At 63.3% G+C, this 18,675-nt stretch carries 18 protein-coding genes and 1 tRNA gene; 15 read left to right on the plus strand and 4 right to left on the minus strand.

Annotation, left to right across the window (positions count from 1 at the left end; all coding sequences use genetic code 11):
* The first annotated feature begins 103 nt into the window (after positions 1-103).
* The 11 genes from ACJD00_RS03470 to ACJD00_RS03520 all read left to right on the plus strand — a co-directional run bounded on the left by ACJD00_RS03470 (position 104) and on the right by ACJD00_RS03520 (position 10,667).
* Positions 104-784: a DedA family protein gene (locus ACJD00_RS03470; protein ID WP_418908501.1), complete on the plus strand. Its 681-nt coding sequence runs from the start codon at positions 104-106 to the stop codon at positions 782-784.
* A gap of 68 nt (positions 785-852) precedes the next feature.
* Complete coding sequence (locus ACJD00_RS03475; RefSeq protein WP_418908502.1) at positions 853-2,046, plus strand: adenosine deaminase; 1,194 nt, start codon at positions 853-855, stop codon at positions 2,044-2,046.
* A 96-nt stretch (positions 2,047-2,142) separates the two neighbouring features.
* Positions 2,143-2,694 (plus strand): pyridoxamine 5'-phosphate oxidase family protein, encoded by a 552-nt coding sequence (locus ACJD00_RS03480; protein ID WP_418908503.1) that lies wholly within the window; start codon positions 2,143-2,145, stop codon positions 2,692-2,694.
* Entirely contained in the window at positions 2,691-3,371 is a 681-nt protein-coding gene (locus ACJD00_RS03485; protein ID WP_418908504.1) for a MazG nucleotide pyrophosphohydrolase domain-containing protein, read from the plus strand. The genes ACJD00_RS03480 and ACJD00_RS03485 overlap by 4 nt, the downstream gene beginning before the upstream one ends.
* A gap of 128 nt (positions 3,372-3,499) precedes the next feature.
* Positions 3,500-4,780, plus strand: a complete 1,281-nt coding sequence (gene eno / locus ACJD00_RS03490; protein WP_418908505.1) for a phosphopyruvate hydratase — start codon at positions 3,500-3,502, stop codon at positions 4,778-4,780.
* A 100-nt stretch (positions 4,781-4,880) separates the two neighbouring features.
* Complete coding sequence (locus ACJD00_RS03495) at positions 4,881-5,744, plus strand: septum formation initiator family protein (RefSeq protein ID WP_418908506.1); 864 nt, start codon at positions 4,881-4,883, stop codon at positions 5,742-5,744.
* A 32-nt stretch (positions 5,745-5,776) separates the two neighbouring features.
* Positions 5,777-6,481, plus strand: a complete 705-nt coding sequence (locus tag ACJD00_RS03500; RefSeq protein WP_418908507.1) for a DUF501 domain-containing protein — start codon at positions 5,777-5,779, stop codon at positions 6,479-6,481.
* Complete coding sequence (locus tag ACJD00_RS03505) at positions 6,481-7,425, plus strand: exopolyphosphatase (RefSeq protein WP_418908508.1); 945 nt, start codon at positions 6,481-6,483, stop codon at positions 7,423-7,425. Before ACJD00_RS03500 ends, ACJD00_RS03505 begins: the two co-directional genes overlap by 1 nt.
* Positions 7,426-7,491: 66 nt before the next feature.
* The gene (locus ACJD00_RS03510; RefSeq protein ID WP_418908509.1) at positions 7,492-9,012 is read left to right on the plus strand and encodes a S8 family serine peptidase; all 1,521 of its coding nucleotides are present in this window, start codon (positions 7,492-7,494) and stop codon (positions 9,010-9,012) included.
* Between the two features lie 80 nt (positions 9,013-9,092).
* Positions 9,093-10,460 (plus strand): NAD(P)/FAD-dependent oxidoreductase, encoded by a 1,368-nt coding sequence (locus ACJD00_RS03515; protein ID WP_309408588.1) that lies wholly within the window; start codon positions 9,093-9,095, stop codon positions 10,458-10,460.
* Positions 10,461-10,585: 125 nt separating this feature from the next.
* Positions 10,586-10,667 (plus strand) — tRNA-Leu (locus tag ACJD00_RS03520).
* A gap of 66 nt (positions 10,668-10,733) precedes the next feature.
* On the opposite strand, the gene ACJD00_RS03525 is transcribed toward ACJD00_RS03520, so the two are convergent.
* Positions 10,734-11,231 (minus strand): hypothetical protein, encoded by a 498-nt coding sequence (locus ACJD00_RS03525; RefSeq protein WP_418908510.1) that lies wholly within the window; start codon positions 11,229-11,231, stop codon positions 10,734-10,736.
* A gap of 175 nt (positions 11,232-11,406) precedes the next feature.
* Between ACJD00_RS03525 and ACJD00_RS03530 the strand changes: the two genes are divergently transcribed.
* Entirely contained in the window at positions 11,407-12,348 is a 942-nt protein-coding gene (locus tag ACJD00_RS03530) for a ketopantoate reductase family protein (RefSeq protein WP_418908511.1), read from the plus strand.
* Here ACJD00_RS03530 and ACJD00_RS03535 read toward each other — a convergent pair.
* The gene (locus ACJD00_RS03535) at positions 12,335-13,684 is read right to left on the minus strand and encodes a CoA transferase (protein WP_418908512.1); all 1,350 of its coding nucleotides are present in this window, start codon (positions 13,682-13,684) and stop codon (positions 12,335-12,337) included. The genes ACJD00_RS03530 and ACJD00_RS03535 overlap by 14 nt on opposite strands.
* Positions 13,685-13,871: 187 nt before the next feature.
* Here ACJD00_RS03535 and ACJD00_RS03540 point away from each other — a divergent pair, with 187 nt between their 5' ends.
* The 3 genes from ACJD00_RS03540 to ilvA all read left to right on the plus strand — a co-directional run bounded on the left by ACJD00_RS03540 (position 13,872) and on the right by ilvA (position 17,384).
* A complete protein-coding gene (locus ACJD00_RS03540) occupies positions 13,872-14,690 on the plus strand; it encodes a Bax inhibitor-1/YccA family membrane protein (RefSeq protein ID WP_418908513.1) in 819 nt (272 codons plus the stop codon).
* 119 nt (positions 14,691-14,809) lie between these two features.
* Complete coding sequence (locus ACJD00_RS03545) at positions 14,810-16,111, plus strand: AI-2E family transporter (protein ID WP_418908514.1); 1,302 nt, start codon at positions 14,810-14,812, stop codon at positions 16,109-16,111.
* Complete coding sequence (ilvA, locus tag ACJD00_RS03550; protein WP_396275259.1) at positions 16,101-17,384, plus strand: threonine ammonia-lyase; 1,284 nt, start codon at positions 16,101-16,103, stop codon at positions 17,382-17,384. Before ACJD00_RS03545 ends, ilvA begins: the two co-directional genes overlap by 11 nt.
* Positions 17,385-17,459: 75 nt before the next feature.
* Here ilvA and greA read toward each other — a convergent pair whose 3' ends face one another.
* A complete protein-coding gene (gene greA / locus ACJD00_RS03555) occupies positions 17,460-17,954 on the minus strand; it encodes a transcription elongation factor GreA (protein ID WP_418908515.1) in 495 nt (164 codons plus the stop codon).
* Positions 17,955-18,246: 292 nt separating this feature from the next.
* The gene (locus tag ACJD00_RS03560) at positions 18,247-18,669 is read right to left on the minus strand and encodes a DUF4307 domain-containing protein (protein ID WP_418908516.1); all 423 of its coding nucleotides are present in this window, start codon (positions 18,667-18,669) and stop codon (positions 18,247-18,249) included.
* Between the last annotated feature and the right edge of the window lie 6 nt (positions 18,670-18,675).

Genomic DNA, 18,675 nt, shown 5'->3' on the forward strand with positions numbered 1-18,675 from the left:
GCAAAGACCGCCAAACGGCTGATGCCTAGCGGCCGGTGCCAATGGGAAACTAGACTAACGCCACCGTTCGGTGGCGTGTGAACCTACGAAGAAGACGGTAACCGTGATCGACTTGGTCAACGAGGCCATTAATCAGGCCGCCAGCGCGTGGTGGATTCTGCCTTTGCTGTTTGCCTTTTGCGCCATCGACGCATTTTTCCCCGTGGTCCCTTCCGAAACCTTTTTGGTCTCCTTGGCGGCCGTCGGAGTGGCCCAGGGGGCACCGAACCTCTGGTGGTTGGTGGTTCTTGGCGTGACCGGCGCGATTCTCGGCGACCAGTTCACCTACTGGTTGGGCACGCGGCTCGGTCATGGGCAACTCGCGTGGATGCGTTCGGCGCGTGCACAGAAGGTGCTGAGTTTCGCGGCGCGTCGCCTCGAGAGCTCCGGTGCCCTGTTGATTTTCACCGCCCGCTACATTCCCATCGGACGCGTGGCGGTGAACCTCAGCGCCGGTGCTTCGGGATTCTCCTATCGTCGTTTCTTGTTCTTCGACACCCTTGGCTGCCTCACCTGGGGTCTGTACTCGGTAGGCATTGGCGCGTTGGCTGGCAACTGGCTGGCGCATAACAAGTTGCTCGGAATTGTGTTGTCGGTGGCCATCGCACTGGGGCTGGGCCTCATCCTCGACAAAATCGTCAATCGTGCCCTGGGGTGGTTTCACCGGCGTGAGGCGGAGCGTAAACGGGCCCGCGGCACGTCCGGCGGTGCACGCCCGGCCACCTCGCTGGGTGACGAAGATTAACCTCGCGGCGTCGCGATCTTAACCGCAGACGGCTATCAGTACCGGGCAATAGCGACTAGGCTTCAGATGTGACTGAAGAATTGATTCATCTTGCCTACGATCCCGAGTTCGATTTCCGGGATCTTCCCAAAGTTTCGTTGCACGATCACTTGGACGGTGGCCTGCGCCCGCAGACCATCATTGAGCTGGCCGCCGAAATCGGCCACGAGCTTCCCGCCACCGATGCCGAGGCCCTGGGCGAATGGTTCCGTGAATCCGCCGATTCCGGCTCGTTGCCGCGCTACTTAGAAACCTTCGGCCACACCATTGCCGTGATGCAGACCCGCGAGGCCCTGATTCGTGTGGCCCGCGAATTCGTCGAGGATCTGGCCGCCGACGGGGTGATCTACGGCGAGGTGCGTTACGCGCCGGAGCAGCACCAGCAACAGGGTCTGAGCCTGGATGACGTGGTCGACGCCGTCCAGGAGGGACTCGATCAGGGGTGCGCCGCTCTGAACGAAGAGGGGCACCCGATTCAGGTGGCACAGATTCTCAGCGCCATGCGCCACGCCGACCGCGGCCTGGAGATCGCCCAGTTGGCCCTGCGTCACCGCGGGCGCGGCGTCGTCGGCTTTGACATTGCCGGCGCCGAGGAAGGCAACCCGCCCTCGCGTCTGACCGAGGCCTTCGACCTGTTGGCCCAGCACCTGTTCCCGACCACCCTGCATGCCGGAGAGGCTGCCGGACTGGAATCCATTAAGGACGCGATCCTCACCGGTCGTGCCCAGCGTCTGGGCCACGGCGTGCGCATTGCCGAGGACATCCAGATCGAGTTCGGTGGCGTGGACGACGAAGGCGAAGCCGTCAGCGAGGACACCGGGCTGGTCGAGCTCGGGCCGGTGGCCAACTGGGTGCGCGAACGCGGCATCCCGCTGGAAATCTGCCCATCCTCAAACCTGCAGACCGGGGCGACCGCCGGCTTTGGCGAGGGCATTGAGGCACACCCGGTAGACCTGCTGGTGCAGACCGGGTTCAACGTCACCATTTCCCCGGACAACCGTTTGATGTCCGGCACGACGCTCTCCGACGAGTTCGAGCTGCTGGTCGAAACCTTCGACTACGATCTCGAGGATCTGCTGGACCTGACGCTGAACGCCGCCGAGGCCGCCTTCGTGCCCCTGGAGCTGCGCGAGTTGTTGGTGGAGTACATCAACGACTACTACGCGGAGCTCATGGAGGCCGAACTCGCGGTCGACGATGAGGAAGAATTCGAAGAGATCTAGTCACTCTCTGCGCGCTGGGGTCACCGAAACGGTGGCCCCAGCGCCGTTTATCCGCCGCTCCGGCCGGGACGAAACTCGGTGCACTATGCTCGAGGTGTGGGCAAAGTATTCGCGGAAATCGATCAGAAACTACAAGCCTGGATTGAGCAGCAGCCCGTGTGGTTCGTGGCGACGGCGCCGCTCAGCGCGCAGGGAAATATCAATCTCTCGCCACGCGGGCATGACACGCTCTCGGTGCTCGGACCGCACCGGGTGGCCTGGGTGGACTACTCGGGCAGTGGCGTCGAAACCATTGCCCACCTACGCGAAAATGGCCGGGTCTGCCTGATGTTCAATTCCTTTGGCGCCCGCCCACGGATCGTGCGCCTGCACGGACTGGGCACCGTGCACCTGCCCGGTGACCCCGTGTTCGACGAGGTCACGGCCCTGCACCCCGAACATCCCAGTACGCGCGCGGTGATCGATGTCGAGGTTCACCGAATCAGCGACTCCTGCGGCTGGGGTGTGCCGGTGATGGAATTCGTCGGCGAACGCGACCTGCTACGCCAGCATGCCGAGAAACGCGGCGCACAGGGCATGGAGGCCTACCGGGCCACGAAAAATGCGGTGAGCATCGATGGACTACCTGGATTGCCGGTGAGCCGATGAACCCGCACTCAACGCCCACGGATACCGAGCAGTTGCGACAGCTCATCGACACGGTGGCCACCCTGCGTGAACGGTGCGCGTGGACGCAGGCGCTGACCCATGAATCCCTGCGTGGCTACCTGCTCGAGGAAAGCTATGAGGTGCTCGAGGCGATCGATGCCGGCGTTCCCGAGGCCCTGCGCGAAGAGCTGGGTGACCTGCTCTATCAGGTGTTGCTCCATGCCCAGATCGGTGCCGAGCACGGCTACTTCACTCTGGGGGAGGTGGCGCAGACTTTGCGGGCCAAGCTGGTGCGTCGCAACCGTCACGTCTTCGAATCCGATGGCACCGAGCGGGCTACCGTCATCGAGGACGTCGAGGAAATTATTCGGCTCTGGGATGCGGCAAAAGCCGAGGAAAAGGCCGAGCGGGGCAATAACGAACCGGCCAGTGGGGCCCACGGTTTGCCGGCAGGATTACCGGCGCTCGCCCTGGCGCAGAAGCTGCGTGAACGGCGCGAGCGTTCCGAAACCCCGTTGCCAGCGGCACATCAAGGGGCGGCGCTCGAGGTGAGCGAGGTGGACGATGAGCGGGGTCTTGGCGATGCGCTTCTGGCGCTCACGGCCCGGGCGCAGCAGCTGGGCTTGGACGCCGAATCGGTGTTGCGGGCGCGCTTGGCAGAAGTCTATGGCCCATGACATGTCTTCATATGATCGCCCTCACGACGGGCAAAGCGATAGGCTAGGGGTAGGCAAAGGCGCCAGCGGATTACCTCCGCGGCATATATTGAACCTTGACCGCCCCTTTATACAAGGAGTACACACTTATGGCATTCATTGACGCCATTCACGCGCGCGAAATTCTGGATTCCCGTGGCAACCCGACCGTCGAGGTCGAGGTCCTGCTCTCCGACGGCTCGCACGGCCGTGCCGCCGTGCCGTCGGGTGCTTCCACCGGCCAGTTCGAAGCAGCGGAGCGTCGCGACGGCGACAAGAAGCGCTACCAGGGCAAGGGCGTGCTGGGTGCCGTTGAGGCGGTTATCGAGGATATCGCCGATGAGCTCGAGGGGCTGGATGCGACCGATCAGCGCGCTATCGACGCCGCCATGATCGAGCTGGATGGCACCTCCAACAAGTCCAAGCTGGGCGCCAACGCCATCCTGGGTGTCTCCCTGGCCGTGGCCAACGCCGCAGCCGCCAGCGCCAACCTGCCGCTGTTCAAGTACCTGGGTGGCCCGAACGCTCACGTTCTGCCGGTGCCGCTGATGAACATCCTCAACGGTGGTTCGCACGCCGACTCGGACGTCGACATTCAGGAATTCATGATCGCCCCGCTGGGTGCCGAGACCTTCTCCGAGGCTCTGCGCTGGGGCGTCGAGGTTTACCACAACCTCAAGGCCGTGCTGAACGAGAAGGGCCTGTCCACCGGCCTGGGTGACGAGGGTGGTTTCGCCCCGAACCTGCCGAGCAACCGCGCCGCACTGGAGCTGATCGTTGAGGCGATCAAGCGCGCCGGTTACGAGCCGGGCCGCGACATCGCCCTGGCCCTGGACGTTGCCTCCTCGGAATTCTTCGAGAACGGTGCCTACCAGTTCGAGGGCAAGGCCCTGTCCGCTCAGGAGATGAGCGACTACTACGCACAGCTCGTCGCCGACTTCCCGCTGGTGTCCATCGAGGACCCGCTGGACGAGAACGACTGGGATGGCTGGAAGACCCTCACCGACGCCATTGGCGACAAGGTGCAGCTGGTGGGCGACGACCTGTTCGTGACCAACCCGGAGCGTCTGGCCGACGGCATCGCAAAGGGAACCGCCAACTCGCTGCTGGTGAAGGTGAACCAGATCGGTTCGCTGACCGAAACCCTCGAAGCCATTGCACTGGCCCAGCGTTCGGGTTACACCACCATCACCTCGCACCGTTCGGGTGAGACCGAAGATGTCACCATCGCCGACATCTGCGTGGCCACCAACGCAGGTCAGATCAAGACCGGTGCCCCGGCCCGTTCGGAGCGCGTGGCGAAGTACAACCAGTTGCTGCGCATCGAGGAGGACCTGGGCGAGGCCGCGGTCTTCGCCGGAGCCAGCGCCTTCCCGCGTTTCAACAGCTAACCTTCAGTTAGAACGAATAAGCTCGTCGGTAGTGGATACCGGCGGGCTTTTCGTTATTTAATGGAATTACCGCACGCCGAACGACGTCGAATGGGGGATCATGGCTCAGCGTCCGCCGCGCATACCGCGCGCCAACGTACCTGAGGGGCAGCCTACCCAGCCGTCGGCTCCCGAACCCACCGAGCTACCCACCGACGCGATCAACGTGGTTCAGGCCCGGGAGAAGGCCCAGCAGCACGCACCGCGTTCCGAGGCCCAGCCGCGCCGCGTAGCTCCGCGCCTGCCACGTCCGGGAGGTGCCCGTCCGCGCCCGGCTAGTTCCGCGAATCCGGCCACCGAAGCGCCGAGCGCTGACACCGGCGAACCGGTCACCGAGCGGGGTCGCCGGGCCGCCGAGCAGCGCGCGGATTACAACGAGCCGACGCCGGCGAAGAGCAAGCTGCCGATGCATCAGCGGGCCAAGGAAAAGCAGTCCGCCCGGCGGCGCACCGACCGGATGAAGTTCTCCGGGGCCGTGCGTCGTAACCCGGAGGCCGCCACCAGCGACGAAACCCATGAGGTGGACGCGACCCCGGTGGCCGCCCACAAATTCTCCGGACGCTTTGCCGGCCTGTTGGTGGTGCTGGTGTTCTTCGCCGTGTTGCTGGTGCCGACGGTGAACTATTACCGTACGCAGAACCAGGAACTGACCGAGCTGCGTGAAACCATTGCCTCGCTGCAGACGCGGCAGGATGAGCTGAAGGATGAGATCGCCCGCTGGGACGATCCGCTGTATATCAAACAACAGGCCCGGGAACGGATAAACTTGGTGCAGCCCGGCGAAAAGGTTTACAAGGTGGTCGGGGCGGTCCCCGAGGAGAAGAAGACCGAACCGGAAGCCAACGGCAGTACCTTCGAGGTACGCCAGGAGCTGCCCTGGGTCGACGCCCTGCTCGACTCCGTGCGCCGCTCGGCCACCGACTAGATGACGCAGCACCCCCGACAGCGGAAGAACTGATGAACGAAACCCCTAACAGTGTCCACGAGGCGTTGGACGCCGACGCCCGCGTGCCCAGCGAAGCCGACCTTGAGACGCTCAGTCGGCAGCTGAACCGCCCGGTGCGCGATGTCGTGGAGATCGGTGCCCGCTGCGTATGCGGAAACCCGCTGGTGGCCACCACCGCACCGCGGCTGTCCTCGGGCATTCCGTTCCCGACGACCTACTACCTGACCCACCCGGTGATCACCTCGGCGGTCTCCCGGCTCGAAGCCGCCGGGCTGATGAACGAGATGAACGAACGTCTCGGGGCCGACCCACAGCTGGCCGCCGCCTACGCGGCCGCCCACGAGTCCTACTTGGCTAACCGCGACGCCATTGGCGCCCGCTCGGGCACCGGCGAGGTACCGGAGATCGCCGGAGTCTCGGCCGGCGGCATGCCCACCCGCGTCAAGTGCCTGCATGTACTCGTGGGGCACTCACTGGCCGCCGGGCCGGGTGTGAACCCGCTGGGCGATGAGGCGCTGGCCGGAATCGCCGAATGGTGGACAGCCGATCGGTGCTACTGCGCCGGTGCATGGGATACCGAGGCTCCGGTACCGCAACGCGATCGTTCGCGCCATGTGAAGACCCAGGAGAAGCAAGACCCCCAAGCCAAACGCGCCGAGCGCGCGCGGCGCCGCGCCGAAGCCGAGGCCGCGTCCAACCCCGAGGAGCGCAACTGATGCGAGTGGCGGGAATTGACTGCGGCACCAACTCGATCCGCCTGCTGATCGCCGACGCCGAGCTGAGCAACGGCAACGTGCGGCTCGAAGAGCGCCTGCGCACCATGCGCGTGGTGCGCCTCGGACAGGGTGTGGACGCCACCGGCGCCTTCTCCGACGAGGCCCTGGAGCGAACCTTTGCCGCGGTGCGTGATTACAAGCAGCTAATCGACGAGCACGAGGTTGAGCAGCTACGGTTCGTGGCCACCAGTGCCGCCCGCGATGTCAGCAACCGCGAGCAGTTCATCGGGGGCATCACCCAGATTCTGGGGATCGCCCCAGAGGTCATTAGCGGCGAGGTCGAGGCGAACCTGTCCTTCACCGGCGCCACCAGCGTGCTGCCCGAAAGCAGCGGAACCTCGCTGGTGATCGATCTTGGTGGCGGCTCCACCGAATTCGTGATTGGCACCTCCGCCGGCGTGCAGGCGGCGAAGAGCCTCGACGTGGGGTGTGTGCGGGTCACCGAACGCTTCGGCGAGGCGCAGCTACGCTCGGACGAGTGCGTGCAAATGGTCGATCAGAAGCTCGCGGAACTACAGGGGGTGCTGGATCTAGGCTCCGTGCAGCAGGTGCTCGTGGTCGCCGGAACCTTCACCACGCTCACGGCCTGCGCCCTGGGGCTCGACCGCTATGATTCCCAGCGCATCCATGGTGCCCGGATTTCTTTCGAGCAGATGCGTGGGGCTACCGGATGGATGCTTGATTCCACCCGCGAGCAGCGTGCCGATCTGGGGTACATGCACCCGGGCCGGGTGGATGTGATCAGCGCCGGTGCGCTGATCGTCGAGCGCATCCTGGCTTTGCTCGAGCACACCAACCCGCAGGGTCCGCGCGAGCTGATCGCCTCGGAACATGACATTCTCGACGGGATTGCCAGCTCGGCAGCGCTGCTGACCCGAGACTAGCTTTCAGTGGCGCGTAGCCAACCGCCGGTAACGGCGCAGGCTACGACAGTGACTAAGGAGTAACGCGTGAGTTCCAGAACCCCGGCACCGTTTCAGCGCCGCGGCCGCAGTCTGCTTGCCGCGCTGTGTAGCGCGCTACTGGCGACCGGCCTGAGTCTTGGCACCGCCGTTCCGGCGCAGGCCGACGATGTGCGCAGCGACGAGCACTGGCTGAAGGATCTGGGCATCACCGAGGCGCAGAAGATCAGTAAAGGTGCCGGGGTCAAAGTCGCGATTATCGACACCGGTGTCGACACCACGCACCCCGACCTGAAGGGTGCCGTGGTCGGTGGCGCCGACATGTCCGGCGCCGGGGCCGCTCAAGGGCAGAATCCGATCGGTGCGATGAGCGAGCACGGCACGCTGGTGGCGACCATGCTGGCCGGACGCGGCAACAATAAGTCGGAAATCGAGCGCATCACCTCGGAGAACGAGCGCTTGAAAAAGGCCTGGGAGCGGGCCAAGAAGAGCGCCGAAGAGGACGACGACGAGGACACCAAGCCACCGAAGGAACCCGAGTATGAGGAGGTTCCGGAGCTCGGGCCGGGCTCCGATGGCATGCTGGGCGTAGCTCCGGAGGCTGACTTGCTCTCGGTGTCGCTCTGGATGGGCGGGAACAACCCGGCCGGGGTGTCGGTGGAGGAGCAGATCCCGAAAGCCGTGCGTTGGGCGGTGGATAACGGGGCGAAGGTCATCAACATGTCTCTGGGCTCCACCTCACCGGCGTGGCCCGAGAGCTGGGACGACGCGTTTAAGTACGCCGAGGACAAGGATGTGGTGATTGTCGCCGCGGCGGGCAACCGCTCGGGCGGAATGAGCCAAGTCGGTGCGCCGGCCACGATTCCCGGTGTGCTGACGGTCGCCGGCGTGGATGCGCAGGATAAGGCCTCGCAGGACTCTTCGACCGAGGGTATTTCCATTGGCGTCGCCGCCGACGCCGAGCAGCTGGTCGGTGGCCTGCCCGGGGGCGGCTATGCCCGCTGGTCGGGTACCTCCGGTGCAGCCCCAATCGTTTCCGGGGTGGTGGCCATGATTCGCTCGAAGTACCCGGAGATGAAGGCCCCGCAGGTCATTAACCGGATTCTGCAGACCGCACGGGATGTGGGGGAGCCGGGGCAGGACAACCTCTACGGTTACGGCATTCTCAACGCTCAGGCCGCCTTGACCGCACAGGTTCCGGTGGCCGAGGCGAATCCGATGGACACCATCACCGAGTGGATTCGGGTGCACCGGCGCGGCAAGCAGACTCCGCCGGTGAACACCGACCCGGGCGTCTCGGTGGAGAAGTCCACGATCAAGCCCATCGCGGCCCCCACGCCCGTGGCCCCGGAACCCGCGATGACCGGGCTGCAGGCGACGATCGTCATTGGCGGCGGTGCGCTGGTGCTGCTGGTGCTCGTCATTGGTGGGCTGCAGATCGCTTCCGCCGCACGTCGGGAGCGCGCGGCGGCTATTGCCTCGGGAGCCAGCATCGGCACCTTGCCGGTGGATGAGCCCGGCCGCAACGGCCGCGATTTCTTCGATGACCTGCCCGAGGAGCGCGACTAGCCCCCCTGGTGTGGGCGATTGCACAGAATGAGTTAGTGAATGTTTTCACTAATGCCGATTTTCCGCGTAGAATCGGGAGTATGTCGATCATCGAAAGCTCCCAGAAGCGTCCGCGCATTCTTGTCGTCGGCGGTGGCTATGTTGGCCTGTACGTCGCGCTGAAACTGCAGAAGAAGGTCAAGGCGCACGGCGGTATCGTCACCGTCGTCGACCCGAACCCTTACATGACTTACCAGCCGTTCCTGCCCGAGGTGGCCGGTGGCAACATTGAACCGCGCCACGCCGTGGTTTCGCACCGCCAGCACCTGAAGCACTCGGAGCTGATCAACGGCACCGTCACCAGCGTGAACCACGCCAACAAGACCGCCGTGATCCGGCCGGTCGATGGCGAAGAGTTCGAGCTGGAGTACACCGACGTCGTCATGAGCGCCGGTGCTATCACCCGCACCTTCCCCATCCCGGGGCTTGCCGAAACCGGTATCGGCCTGAAGACCATCGAAGAGGCCGTGGCCTTGCGTAACCAGGTCGCCCAGCGCATCGAATCGGCCAGCAACATGACCGATCCCGAAGCTCGCAAGCGCGCGCTGACCTTCGTCGTGGTGGGTGGCGGCTTCGCCGGCATCGAAACCATCGCCGAACTCGAGGATATGGCCCGTCACCTGGTCCAGCTCAACGATCGCGTGAGCAAGGATGAGGTGCGCTTCGTCCTCGTCGAGGCCATGGGGCGCATCATGCCCGAGGTCACCGAAGAGCAGGCCCTGTGGGTCGTTGAGCACCTGCGTAGCCGCGGCATCGAGGTGCTGCTGAACACCTCGCTGGCCGACGCCACCGACGGCAACCTGCAGCTGATCAACATGGCCGACAAGTCCCCAGCCGGCGAATTCGGCACCGACACCCTGATCTGGTGTGCCGGCGTTATGGCCAACCCGATGGTGCGCTCCACCGACTTCATCATCGAGGGCCGCGGCCGCATCGACACCCGTACCGACCTGCGCATCAAGGACGAAAACGGCGAGGCGCTCGACGGCGCATGGGCCGCCGGCGATATCTCGGCCGTCAAGGACGTTACCGGTGGCCTGCCGGACGGTACCTGCGTACCCAACGCCCAGCACGCCGTGCGTCAGGCCAAGTTGCTGGCCAAGAACCTTTATGCAGCACGCTACGGCGTGGGCAGCGTCAAGGAATACAAGCACAAGAACCTCGGCGCCGTGGCCGGCTTCGGCCGCAACAAGGGCGTCGCTAAGGTGCTTGGCATCAAGCTCAAGGGCTGGCCAGCCTGGATGGCACACCGTGGCTACCACGGTATGGCCATGCCGACCTTCGAACGCAAGTTCCGCGTGCTTGGCGACTGGATGGTTGCCTGGTTCTACAGCCGCGATGCGTTGCAGCTGAACAACCTTGACGTGCCGCGCGCCGCTTTCGAAGCCTCGGCGGCTCCGAAGAAGTAACGCACGAGCCTCGCTCGTCGATGGTTGACTAGCCGATGGAACCGGGAATTTTGCTCCCGGTTCCATCGTCGTTTGCACCGGGATTTCGCCGAACCCGCCCAGTTCGCGTAAAATCGAGGTGTTAGGCCTCCATGGTGGAATTGGCATACACGGCTGACTTAAAATCAGCTGCCGAAAGGCTTGTGGGTTCGAGTCCCACTGGAGGTACAACCGGCAAAGGCCGCTGCATTATTGATGTAGCGGCCTTTGTTTTGCTCTTAAAGCCGTTGTCGTCTAGTGCTCTACGGCCGGAATCTGTCGCTGAGCACGCCGGGCGCGGACCTGCCAGATGGCCAGGCCCAGAAGAACGGCGGCGAGCGAAATGGTCGTGGTGGACAGCGCCCCGAATTTGAACCAGATCTGCAGCGGGTTGATGTCTTGAGAGGTTCCCCATAGTTCCCAGCGAAGCGCATTGAACGGGTACTCGATGCTAAGGCTCACCGTCGCCCAGCACAGCAGGAGTGTACCCGCGGCGGCAAGACCGGGTAGCGGATTTTGGCGCACCGAGCTCAGCTTATGACAGCCGAAGATGACAAACAGTCCGGCCACTGCTGTCAGCAACTGATAAACGAACGGCCATCGCGGGTCAACCGGAACGGACGACACCAAATCCCAGGAAGCATAGAGCCCATTGGTCAGTAGCCGTCCGCCGCCTTCAAAGAACCCGGCCGCAAAAATGTAGGCGACCGCAAGCAGTATGGCGGTAAGTGTGCGAAGAATGAGCCGGAGCATTGCGGCGTTCCCGTCAATTGTAGAAAAGGTTGTCTAAATCACCCTAGCGAAGCGCCATCGGATTGTTAACCTTTTCACGCATATTAGCGGCTTGTGACTAGAGCGTATTAACACAATTTGGCTCCGTTGTGGTCTGCTGGAACAAGACGCCGCTGACAGAAGACGAGGGAAATTCATGAAGATTGGTGTGTTGGGTGCCGGAGGAGTCGGGGCCTACTTTGCAGCCGCGCTGACCCGAGCCGGACATGAGATTCATCTGCTGAGTACTGAGCGGCATGTGGCGCCGGTGCGAAACAAGGGATTACGGGTCACCACCGGAGATGGGAACGGTAACTACACGGTCCGGCCGGCTGGCATCAGCACGGACCCGCGCGAGATCGGCAAATGCGATGCGCTTATCGTCGCCTGCAAGGCCGACCAAGTGCGCGACGTCGTCTCCAATGCGCTACCGATGGTTGGACCCGAGACGGCGATCTTGCCGCTACAGAACGGCGTAACCGCGGTCGAGCAGATCACCGCTGCGGCGGGCAACGGGCACGCCTTGGGTGGCGTGTGCCTGATCATTTCCTATTTGACCGAGCCTGGCGTGGTGCATCATGTGGGCGGACGCCCCGCGGTGATTGCCGGGGAACTGGATGGCGAAGCCAGCCCGCGAGTGCAGAAGCTCACGGAAGCCCTCGGGGACGCCGGAATCAAAGCCAAAATTTCAAACGATATCGTCACCGACATGTGGCGAAAATTCATGCTCATCACCTCCTATGGGGGAGTCGGTGCCTTGTCGGGTGAGCCCGTGGGCCGCACCCGTACCAACGAGCTGAGCCGGTCGCTGGTCAGTGATGCGATGCGCGAGGTGGCCCACCTCGCGGGTGCTTATGGGGCTCGCCTCGGGGAGGCCGACGTGGCTTCGGCCATGGCACAGATCGACCGGTTTGAGCCAGATAGCACCGCATCGATGCAACGAGATCTAGCGGCCGGGCGCCACTCGGAAATCGAGGAACAATCGGGCGCCGTAGTACGTCTCGCCGGGCCTCATGGGATCGCGGTACCAATTCACGACACCATTTATCGGGCCCTGAAACTGCGAGATGGCGCCGGAGAACCGGCTAGCGCCAGGTGAGTTCGGACGAGCCGACCGGCGGCGGTGGCGTGAGGTAGTTCAGTCTGCGTCCTCCCCAGCGTAGCGCCGGTGGCACGAACCTTAGCGCGCCGAAGGCGCTGTCCGCGTCCCGCAGCTCGACTGGGCTTTGCCGCTCGGTGGCGCTTGCCGGCGGAGTGGGTAAGGACAGGAGTTCGTGGGCCGTTCGCGCCAGGGAGAAGCGTGCCCGGGCGCTGCGACCTTCGGCGCGATGCCGCAGGACGCCGATGGCCGTGGCAGCAACCATGACCCCGGTGGCATGATCTAGCGCTTGGACTGGCAGCGCGCCGGGAGTGAAGTCGGGGGCCGTTGGGTCGTCGTTCGTGCCGTAGGCGACGGAGATTCCGGTGGCCGCCTGCACGATGCTGTCGAATCCGCGGATCGAGCGCCGCGGCCCGCTGTGTCCCCAAGCGTTGAGCTCGAGTACGGCCAAGTGCGGGTGCCGCTCGAGCAATTCATCGCTGGCCAATCCGAAGCGATCAAGGCTCCCGGTACGGTACCCCAGCAACACCGCATCGGCCTGACCCAGCACGGCATGCAATTGCTGGGCGACGTCGCCGGCCGACAGGTCGGCGACCACGCTGCGTTTGCCGAACGAGGTGTCGATATGCGCATCGAGTAACTCCGGAAAAGCGGGTGGATCGACGCGGAGTACCTCGGCGCCAAGGCTGGCGAGGACACGCCCGGCGCAGGGACCGGCGATAACCCGGGTAAGATCCACGACGCGCAGTCCGGCCAGGGGAAGGGCCGTGCGGTCACCGCCCACCGGAGAGGCCCGGCGCGGGCCGGGAGTATCGTGCCACTGCAGGTTCACCAATGGTTCTGCCGCGAGGGCTCCTCCGGCCGGAGTAGCTAAAAACTCCTCCCTACGGCGGACAGCGGCGGCGATCCCACCCGCCTGAGTGATGACGGCTTCGACTTCCGCTGAGCTCAAGGTGCGTAGCCTAGCATCCACGTCTTGAGCATCCCCGAGTTCCAGCCCGCGCAACAAGGCGCGTTCGTGATGTGGGTAGTTGGCATGTAACCGAACCCAGCCATCCTTCGTTCGGCGAAAGCCAGAGAGCGGAGCGAAACTTTGCGGCGTGCGACCATCGATGCGTAAATGCGCCAGGGAGTTGAATGTTGCCGCCGCGTCGGTACTAGTGAATGACGCGTTGGGGCCTAACATCGCGCACAGAAACTGGTGGCTGTCCAGCACGAGGGCCTCGACATCTAGGGCGCCAGCCCACCACCACCGTGGACCTTGCCACGCGCGCTGGCCGTCCGTTGGCCCCACGCTTAGCCCGGCGGTGGCCGCGACTAAACCAGGGCTAGCCACGAAAGCAGATGTTGTCGGCGTCATACTGTCCATGAGGCCACTATGGCACCGATAAAAATCCCTGACCACTCCATTTAAAGTCATCCCTGTGGTTGAGGATCTGCGCGGCCGATTCGCCTAAACTTAGAGTACCGACACGGTGCTAATATCCGTCGTCGCGACCAACTACCTACGGGGGAATACAACGTTGAGCGGAAACCCGATTTTCGGTTCTAAGAACCAGTCGGCCGCCTGGGGCACCGGCGCCCAGAATCAGGGCACGGTCGGATTTCACGAACCATCCAAGGATATGAGCGCGCAGGACCTGCAGGCGATGTACCAGCAGCCTTCGGCCACTGGCTACGACACCGGCCGCATGACCATCGGCGATGTCATCAACAAGACCATCTTGTGCGTGGGCTTGGTGGCCATTGGTGCCGCGGTGGGATGGTTCTACACGCCATTGATGTTTGTTGGAGCGATCGCCGGCCTTGTGCTGGGTCTGGTTAACTCCTTCAAGCGCACCCCCTCGCCGGCGTTGATTCTGCTGTACTCCGCGGCCGAAGGTTTGTTCCTCGGCGGCCTGTCCAGCTTCCTGAACAAGATGTACGACGGCGTAGCCATTCAGGCCGTTGTGGCCACCCTATGCGTCGCCGGAGCCACCCTGGCCCTGTACCGCTCGGGTAAGTACCGGGTGAGCCCGAAGCTGAACAAGATGTTCTTCGTGGCCATGATCGGCATGATCGCCTTCTCCTTGGTCAACGTGGTGCTGATGTGGACCAATACCGTCGATGGAATGTTTGGTCTGCGAAGTGCCGGCAACGGCGTGCTTGGCCTAATTATCGGTGTGATCGCCGTTCTGCTGGCCACCTACGCTTTGGTCTCGGACTTCACCATGATCCAGGACTTGGAGCGCCAGGGTGCCCCTGCCATCATGGCTTGGCGCGGAGCCTTTGGGCTGACCGTAACCCTCGTGTGGATGTACACGGAGATTCTGCGCATTCTGGCTATTCTTCGAGAAGAGTAACGCGCAGATTGAATCCAAAAACGTGAACCGGCAAGCTAAATGCTTGCCGGTTCACGTTTTTCTGTCACAAAGCCGACATAGAACCCTGCGAGCCCGACGCGGCGCGGTAACTTTGAGTCATGAAGAGCAACAGACTGGCACGGCTAAGTCGCGTACGTCTGGTCCGACCGCGCGTTGAACATCCCCCAACGTCGCAGCGCCCCCTGGATACCACCGAATTCCATGAGGCAGACGACCTCCCATATGCAGTCAAGATCGCCGCAAGTTGGGCGTGGCGGCTCCTAGTGATAGCCGCGGCCCTTGGTGTTCTGGTGTGGCTGATGTCGAAATTCTCGGTGCTGATCGTGCCGCTGATGATCGCCGCACTGCTCACCGGCTTGCTCGGGCCACTGGTGAACTTCATGCATGCAAAACTGTCGGTCCCACGTGGATTGGCTGTCGCACTGACGCTTATTGCGTTTTTGGCCTCGACCACGGCCGGGCTTTCACTGGCCGGACAGCGTCTCGGGGTTGGTTTCGCGCAGCTCTGGCAACAAGCACTGGTCGGTATCGAGCAGGTGCAGACCTGGTTATTCACCGGCCCACTGCAATTGAGCAACGATGACCTGCAGTCCTTCCTGGAGGACACGCTGGCCCAACTTCGCAGTAACTCGAACAACATCCTGTCCGAGGCACTGAGCTGGGGTTCGGTTCTGGGGCAGATCGTCACCGGATTTTTGCTGACGATCTTTGCGCTGATTTTCATGCTGCTCGACGGGCGGAAAATTGCCAGCTTCCTGATCAACTTGCTGCCACGACGGGCCCGTCCGGCCATGGACGGAGCGGTGACCCGCGGTTGGACCTCCATGGTGCGTTACGTGCGAGTGCAACTTCTCGTCGCGCTCATCGATGCGGTGGGCATTGGGCTCGGTGCGTTCATTCTCGGCGTGCCGCTGGCGCTGCCATTGAGCGTGCTGGTGTTCATGGGTTCCTTCATCCCGGTGATCGGTGCATTGCTCACCGGCGCGCTGGCGGTTCTGCTGGCCCTCGTTGCCAATGGCTGGGTCAATGCCTTGATCATGCTGGCCGTGGTCCTAGTGGTGCAGCAGGCGGAGTCGCATATATTGCAGCCGCTCATTATGGGCAAGGCGGTGAGCCTGCACCCCTTGGCCGTGGTGCTTGCCGTCGCCGGTGGCACCATGATCGCCGGCATTGCCGGTGCACTGTTCGCGGTGCCCGCGATGGCGGTGCTCAACACGGTCGTGAAGTACCTGGCCAACCGCACCTGGGAGAACGACCAACTGGTGATCGAACGCTATGGTCCGCCGGTCAACCCGCCACCGGCAACAAGCCCGTCGGCTACCGTACCGAGCCCGGAAAACGACGGCACAGCGGGCCTTGCGGCACCGCGACCAACGAATAACACGATGAATGGGGAATGAATTGAGCAAGGAAACGACACTACCGGTTAGCTTAGAAGCCATCGAGGAAGCCGCCGAGGTGCTCGCCCCCATTATTGCCCGGACCCCGATCGAGCATTCCCGGGTGTTGAGCCAACAGCTCGGTTCCGAGGTGTTCCTCAAATGCGAAAACCTGCAGAAGGCCGGCTCCTTCAAGGTACGCGGTGCCTTCGTGCGCATGAGCAAGCTCAGCGACGAAGAGAAAGCGCGTGGCGTGGTGGCCGCGTCGGCCGGTAACCACGCGCAGGGCGTCGCTCAGGCCGCATCTCATCTGGGCATCCAAGCACGCATCTATATGCCACTGGGCGTCGCGCTACCCAAACTGCAGGCTACCCGCGACCACGGCGCCGAAGTGGTGCTGCACGGGGCCACCGTGGACGAGGCCCTCGCCGAGGCCAAACGGTACGCGGATGAGACCGGTGCCGTATTCGTGCACCCCTTTGACCACCCGGATATCATCGCTGGCCAGGGGACCATCGGTCTCGAACTACTCGAACAGCTCCCCGAGGTCGACACCGTACTGATGGGCGTGGGAGGCGGCGGGCTACTAGCCGGCGTGGCCATCGCCTTGAAGGAACGCGGCCGACAGCTCGGTCGCGAGATCAAGGTCATCGGCGTGCAGGCGGCGAATGCGGCGGCCTACCCGCCGTCGCTGGCCGCCGATGCGCTCGTCCCGCTTGACACCGTGCACACCATCGCCGATGGCATCGCCGTGGGCCTGCCCGGCCAGCTGCCCTTCACCATCATCAAGGAACTGGTCGATGATGTGATTACGGTGTCCGAAGATGCACTGGCTCGCGCACTGGTGGTGTTGCTCGAGCGCAATAAGCTCGTCGTGGAACCGGCCGGTGCCGTCGGGGTGGCCGCGTTGCTCGAAGGCACGCTGGCGCAGCACAACATCAACCCGCAGACCACTGCGGTGATCCTATCGGGCGGCAACATCGACCCGTTGCTCATGCTCAAGGTCATCCAGCGCGGTTTGTCGGCGGCCGGGCGCTTCTTGACGATCCGCATGATGCTCCCGGATCGCCCCGGTGCGTTGGCCGCGATCTCCCGGATCATCGCCGAATCGGATGCCAACGTGACGCGTTTGGATCACACCCGAATCGGCGGCGCCCTCTCCATGGGCGACGTGGCCATCACCATCGATTTGGAAACCAAGGGGCATGAGCATTCGCGCCTCGTGCTCGATAACCTGCGGGCCGAAGGCTTCGACCCGCAGATCACCAACACCGTCGGAGGCTCGGTAGCCTAACGGCGGCCTAACGCTTAAAAGCACCGGCTCGATCATCCACGCGGGATGACCGAGCCGGTGCTTTAATTTTTGGTGTTAGGCGCTGTATGGCTTGGCGGAAACGATCTCCACCGAAATTTCGCGACCATTCGGTGCCTGGTAGGTCAGCTTGTCGCCCACCTTCTTACCGTGCACGGCCTTACCGATGGGGGACTGCTCGGAGTAGACCTCGAGGTCGCTGTCACCGGCGACCTCACGGCTGCCGAACAGGAAGGTCGTCTCGTCGCCGGCGACCTTGGCCACGACCATCATGCCCGGCTCGACGATTCCGTCGTCTGCCGGAGCGTCGCCGACCTCGGCGCGGCGCAGCAAGTCCGTGAGGTAAACAATGCGTGCCTCGGCCTTACCCTGCTCTTCACGGGCCGCGTGGTAGCCGCCGTTCTCCTTCAGGTCGCCCTCCGAGCGGGCCTGCTCGATGCGGGCAACAATTTCAGCGCGACCCTCACCGGAGAGGTAGGTCAGTTCATCCTGCAAACGGTCGTAGGCTTCCTGGGTCAGCCAGACAGCAGGTTCGTTGCTGTTGATGCTCACAATGCACTTCCTTTGGTGATTCGGGACTTCTCGTGGCCGGTGGTGCTGGGGTTTACCCCGGTACCCTTCGGCCACGTCCACCGGGTGCGGCGGCGCGGAAGTCGGTTTCCATATGATTCCTCCGTGGCATTCGGCGGATGAACCACAAGTAAAGACCCCGCAGAGGCAGGAACTGAGCCTGAATGGGCTACCGTTCATACCGGTGCGGGGCGAAACGTACTTTCAACGATACTAAACCCCTTTGAGGGTAAAGCCCAATAATTGACTAAGCGGTTTCTGACCGGTGAACGTTTTATTCCCCGTTGTGCTCCAACGGGACCTCGTAGCAAGATTCCACCCCGGCGGTGTTGGCGAGGTTCTCGGTGCGCAGCGGCACCTTCAGGTGCTGCACCGTGTGGCCGCCTTGAGCGTCATGGGGCAAGAGCACGGTTTTGAACCCGACCACGGCGTACGAATCATTCATCGCGCGCACATCGCACTGGATCCGCTTGCTGGCGTCGTACTGCACCTCAATTTCGGCCACCGCCTGGGCCTCAGACAGGACGGTAAAACCCACATCCTGTGCCTGTAAGGCATCGTATTTGTTGGTTGCGAAAATAGCGGCAGCGACGATGGCCGCGAGCAGTACCGCCGCGCCGGCGATAATCTTCACACGTTTAGGCACGTTGAGTTTCTTGGGTGCGTTGTAGCGAGCCGTTAAGCTGGGATCAGACATAGGGTG

Origin of the sequence: Glutamicibacter endophyticus (assembly GCF_048457885.1) — a bacterium.
GTDB lineage: Bacteria > Actinomycetota > Actinomycetes > Actinomycetales > Micrococcaceae > Glutamicibacter > Glutamicibacter endophyticus.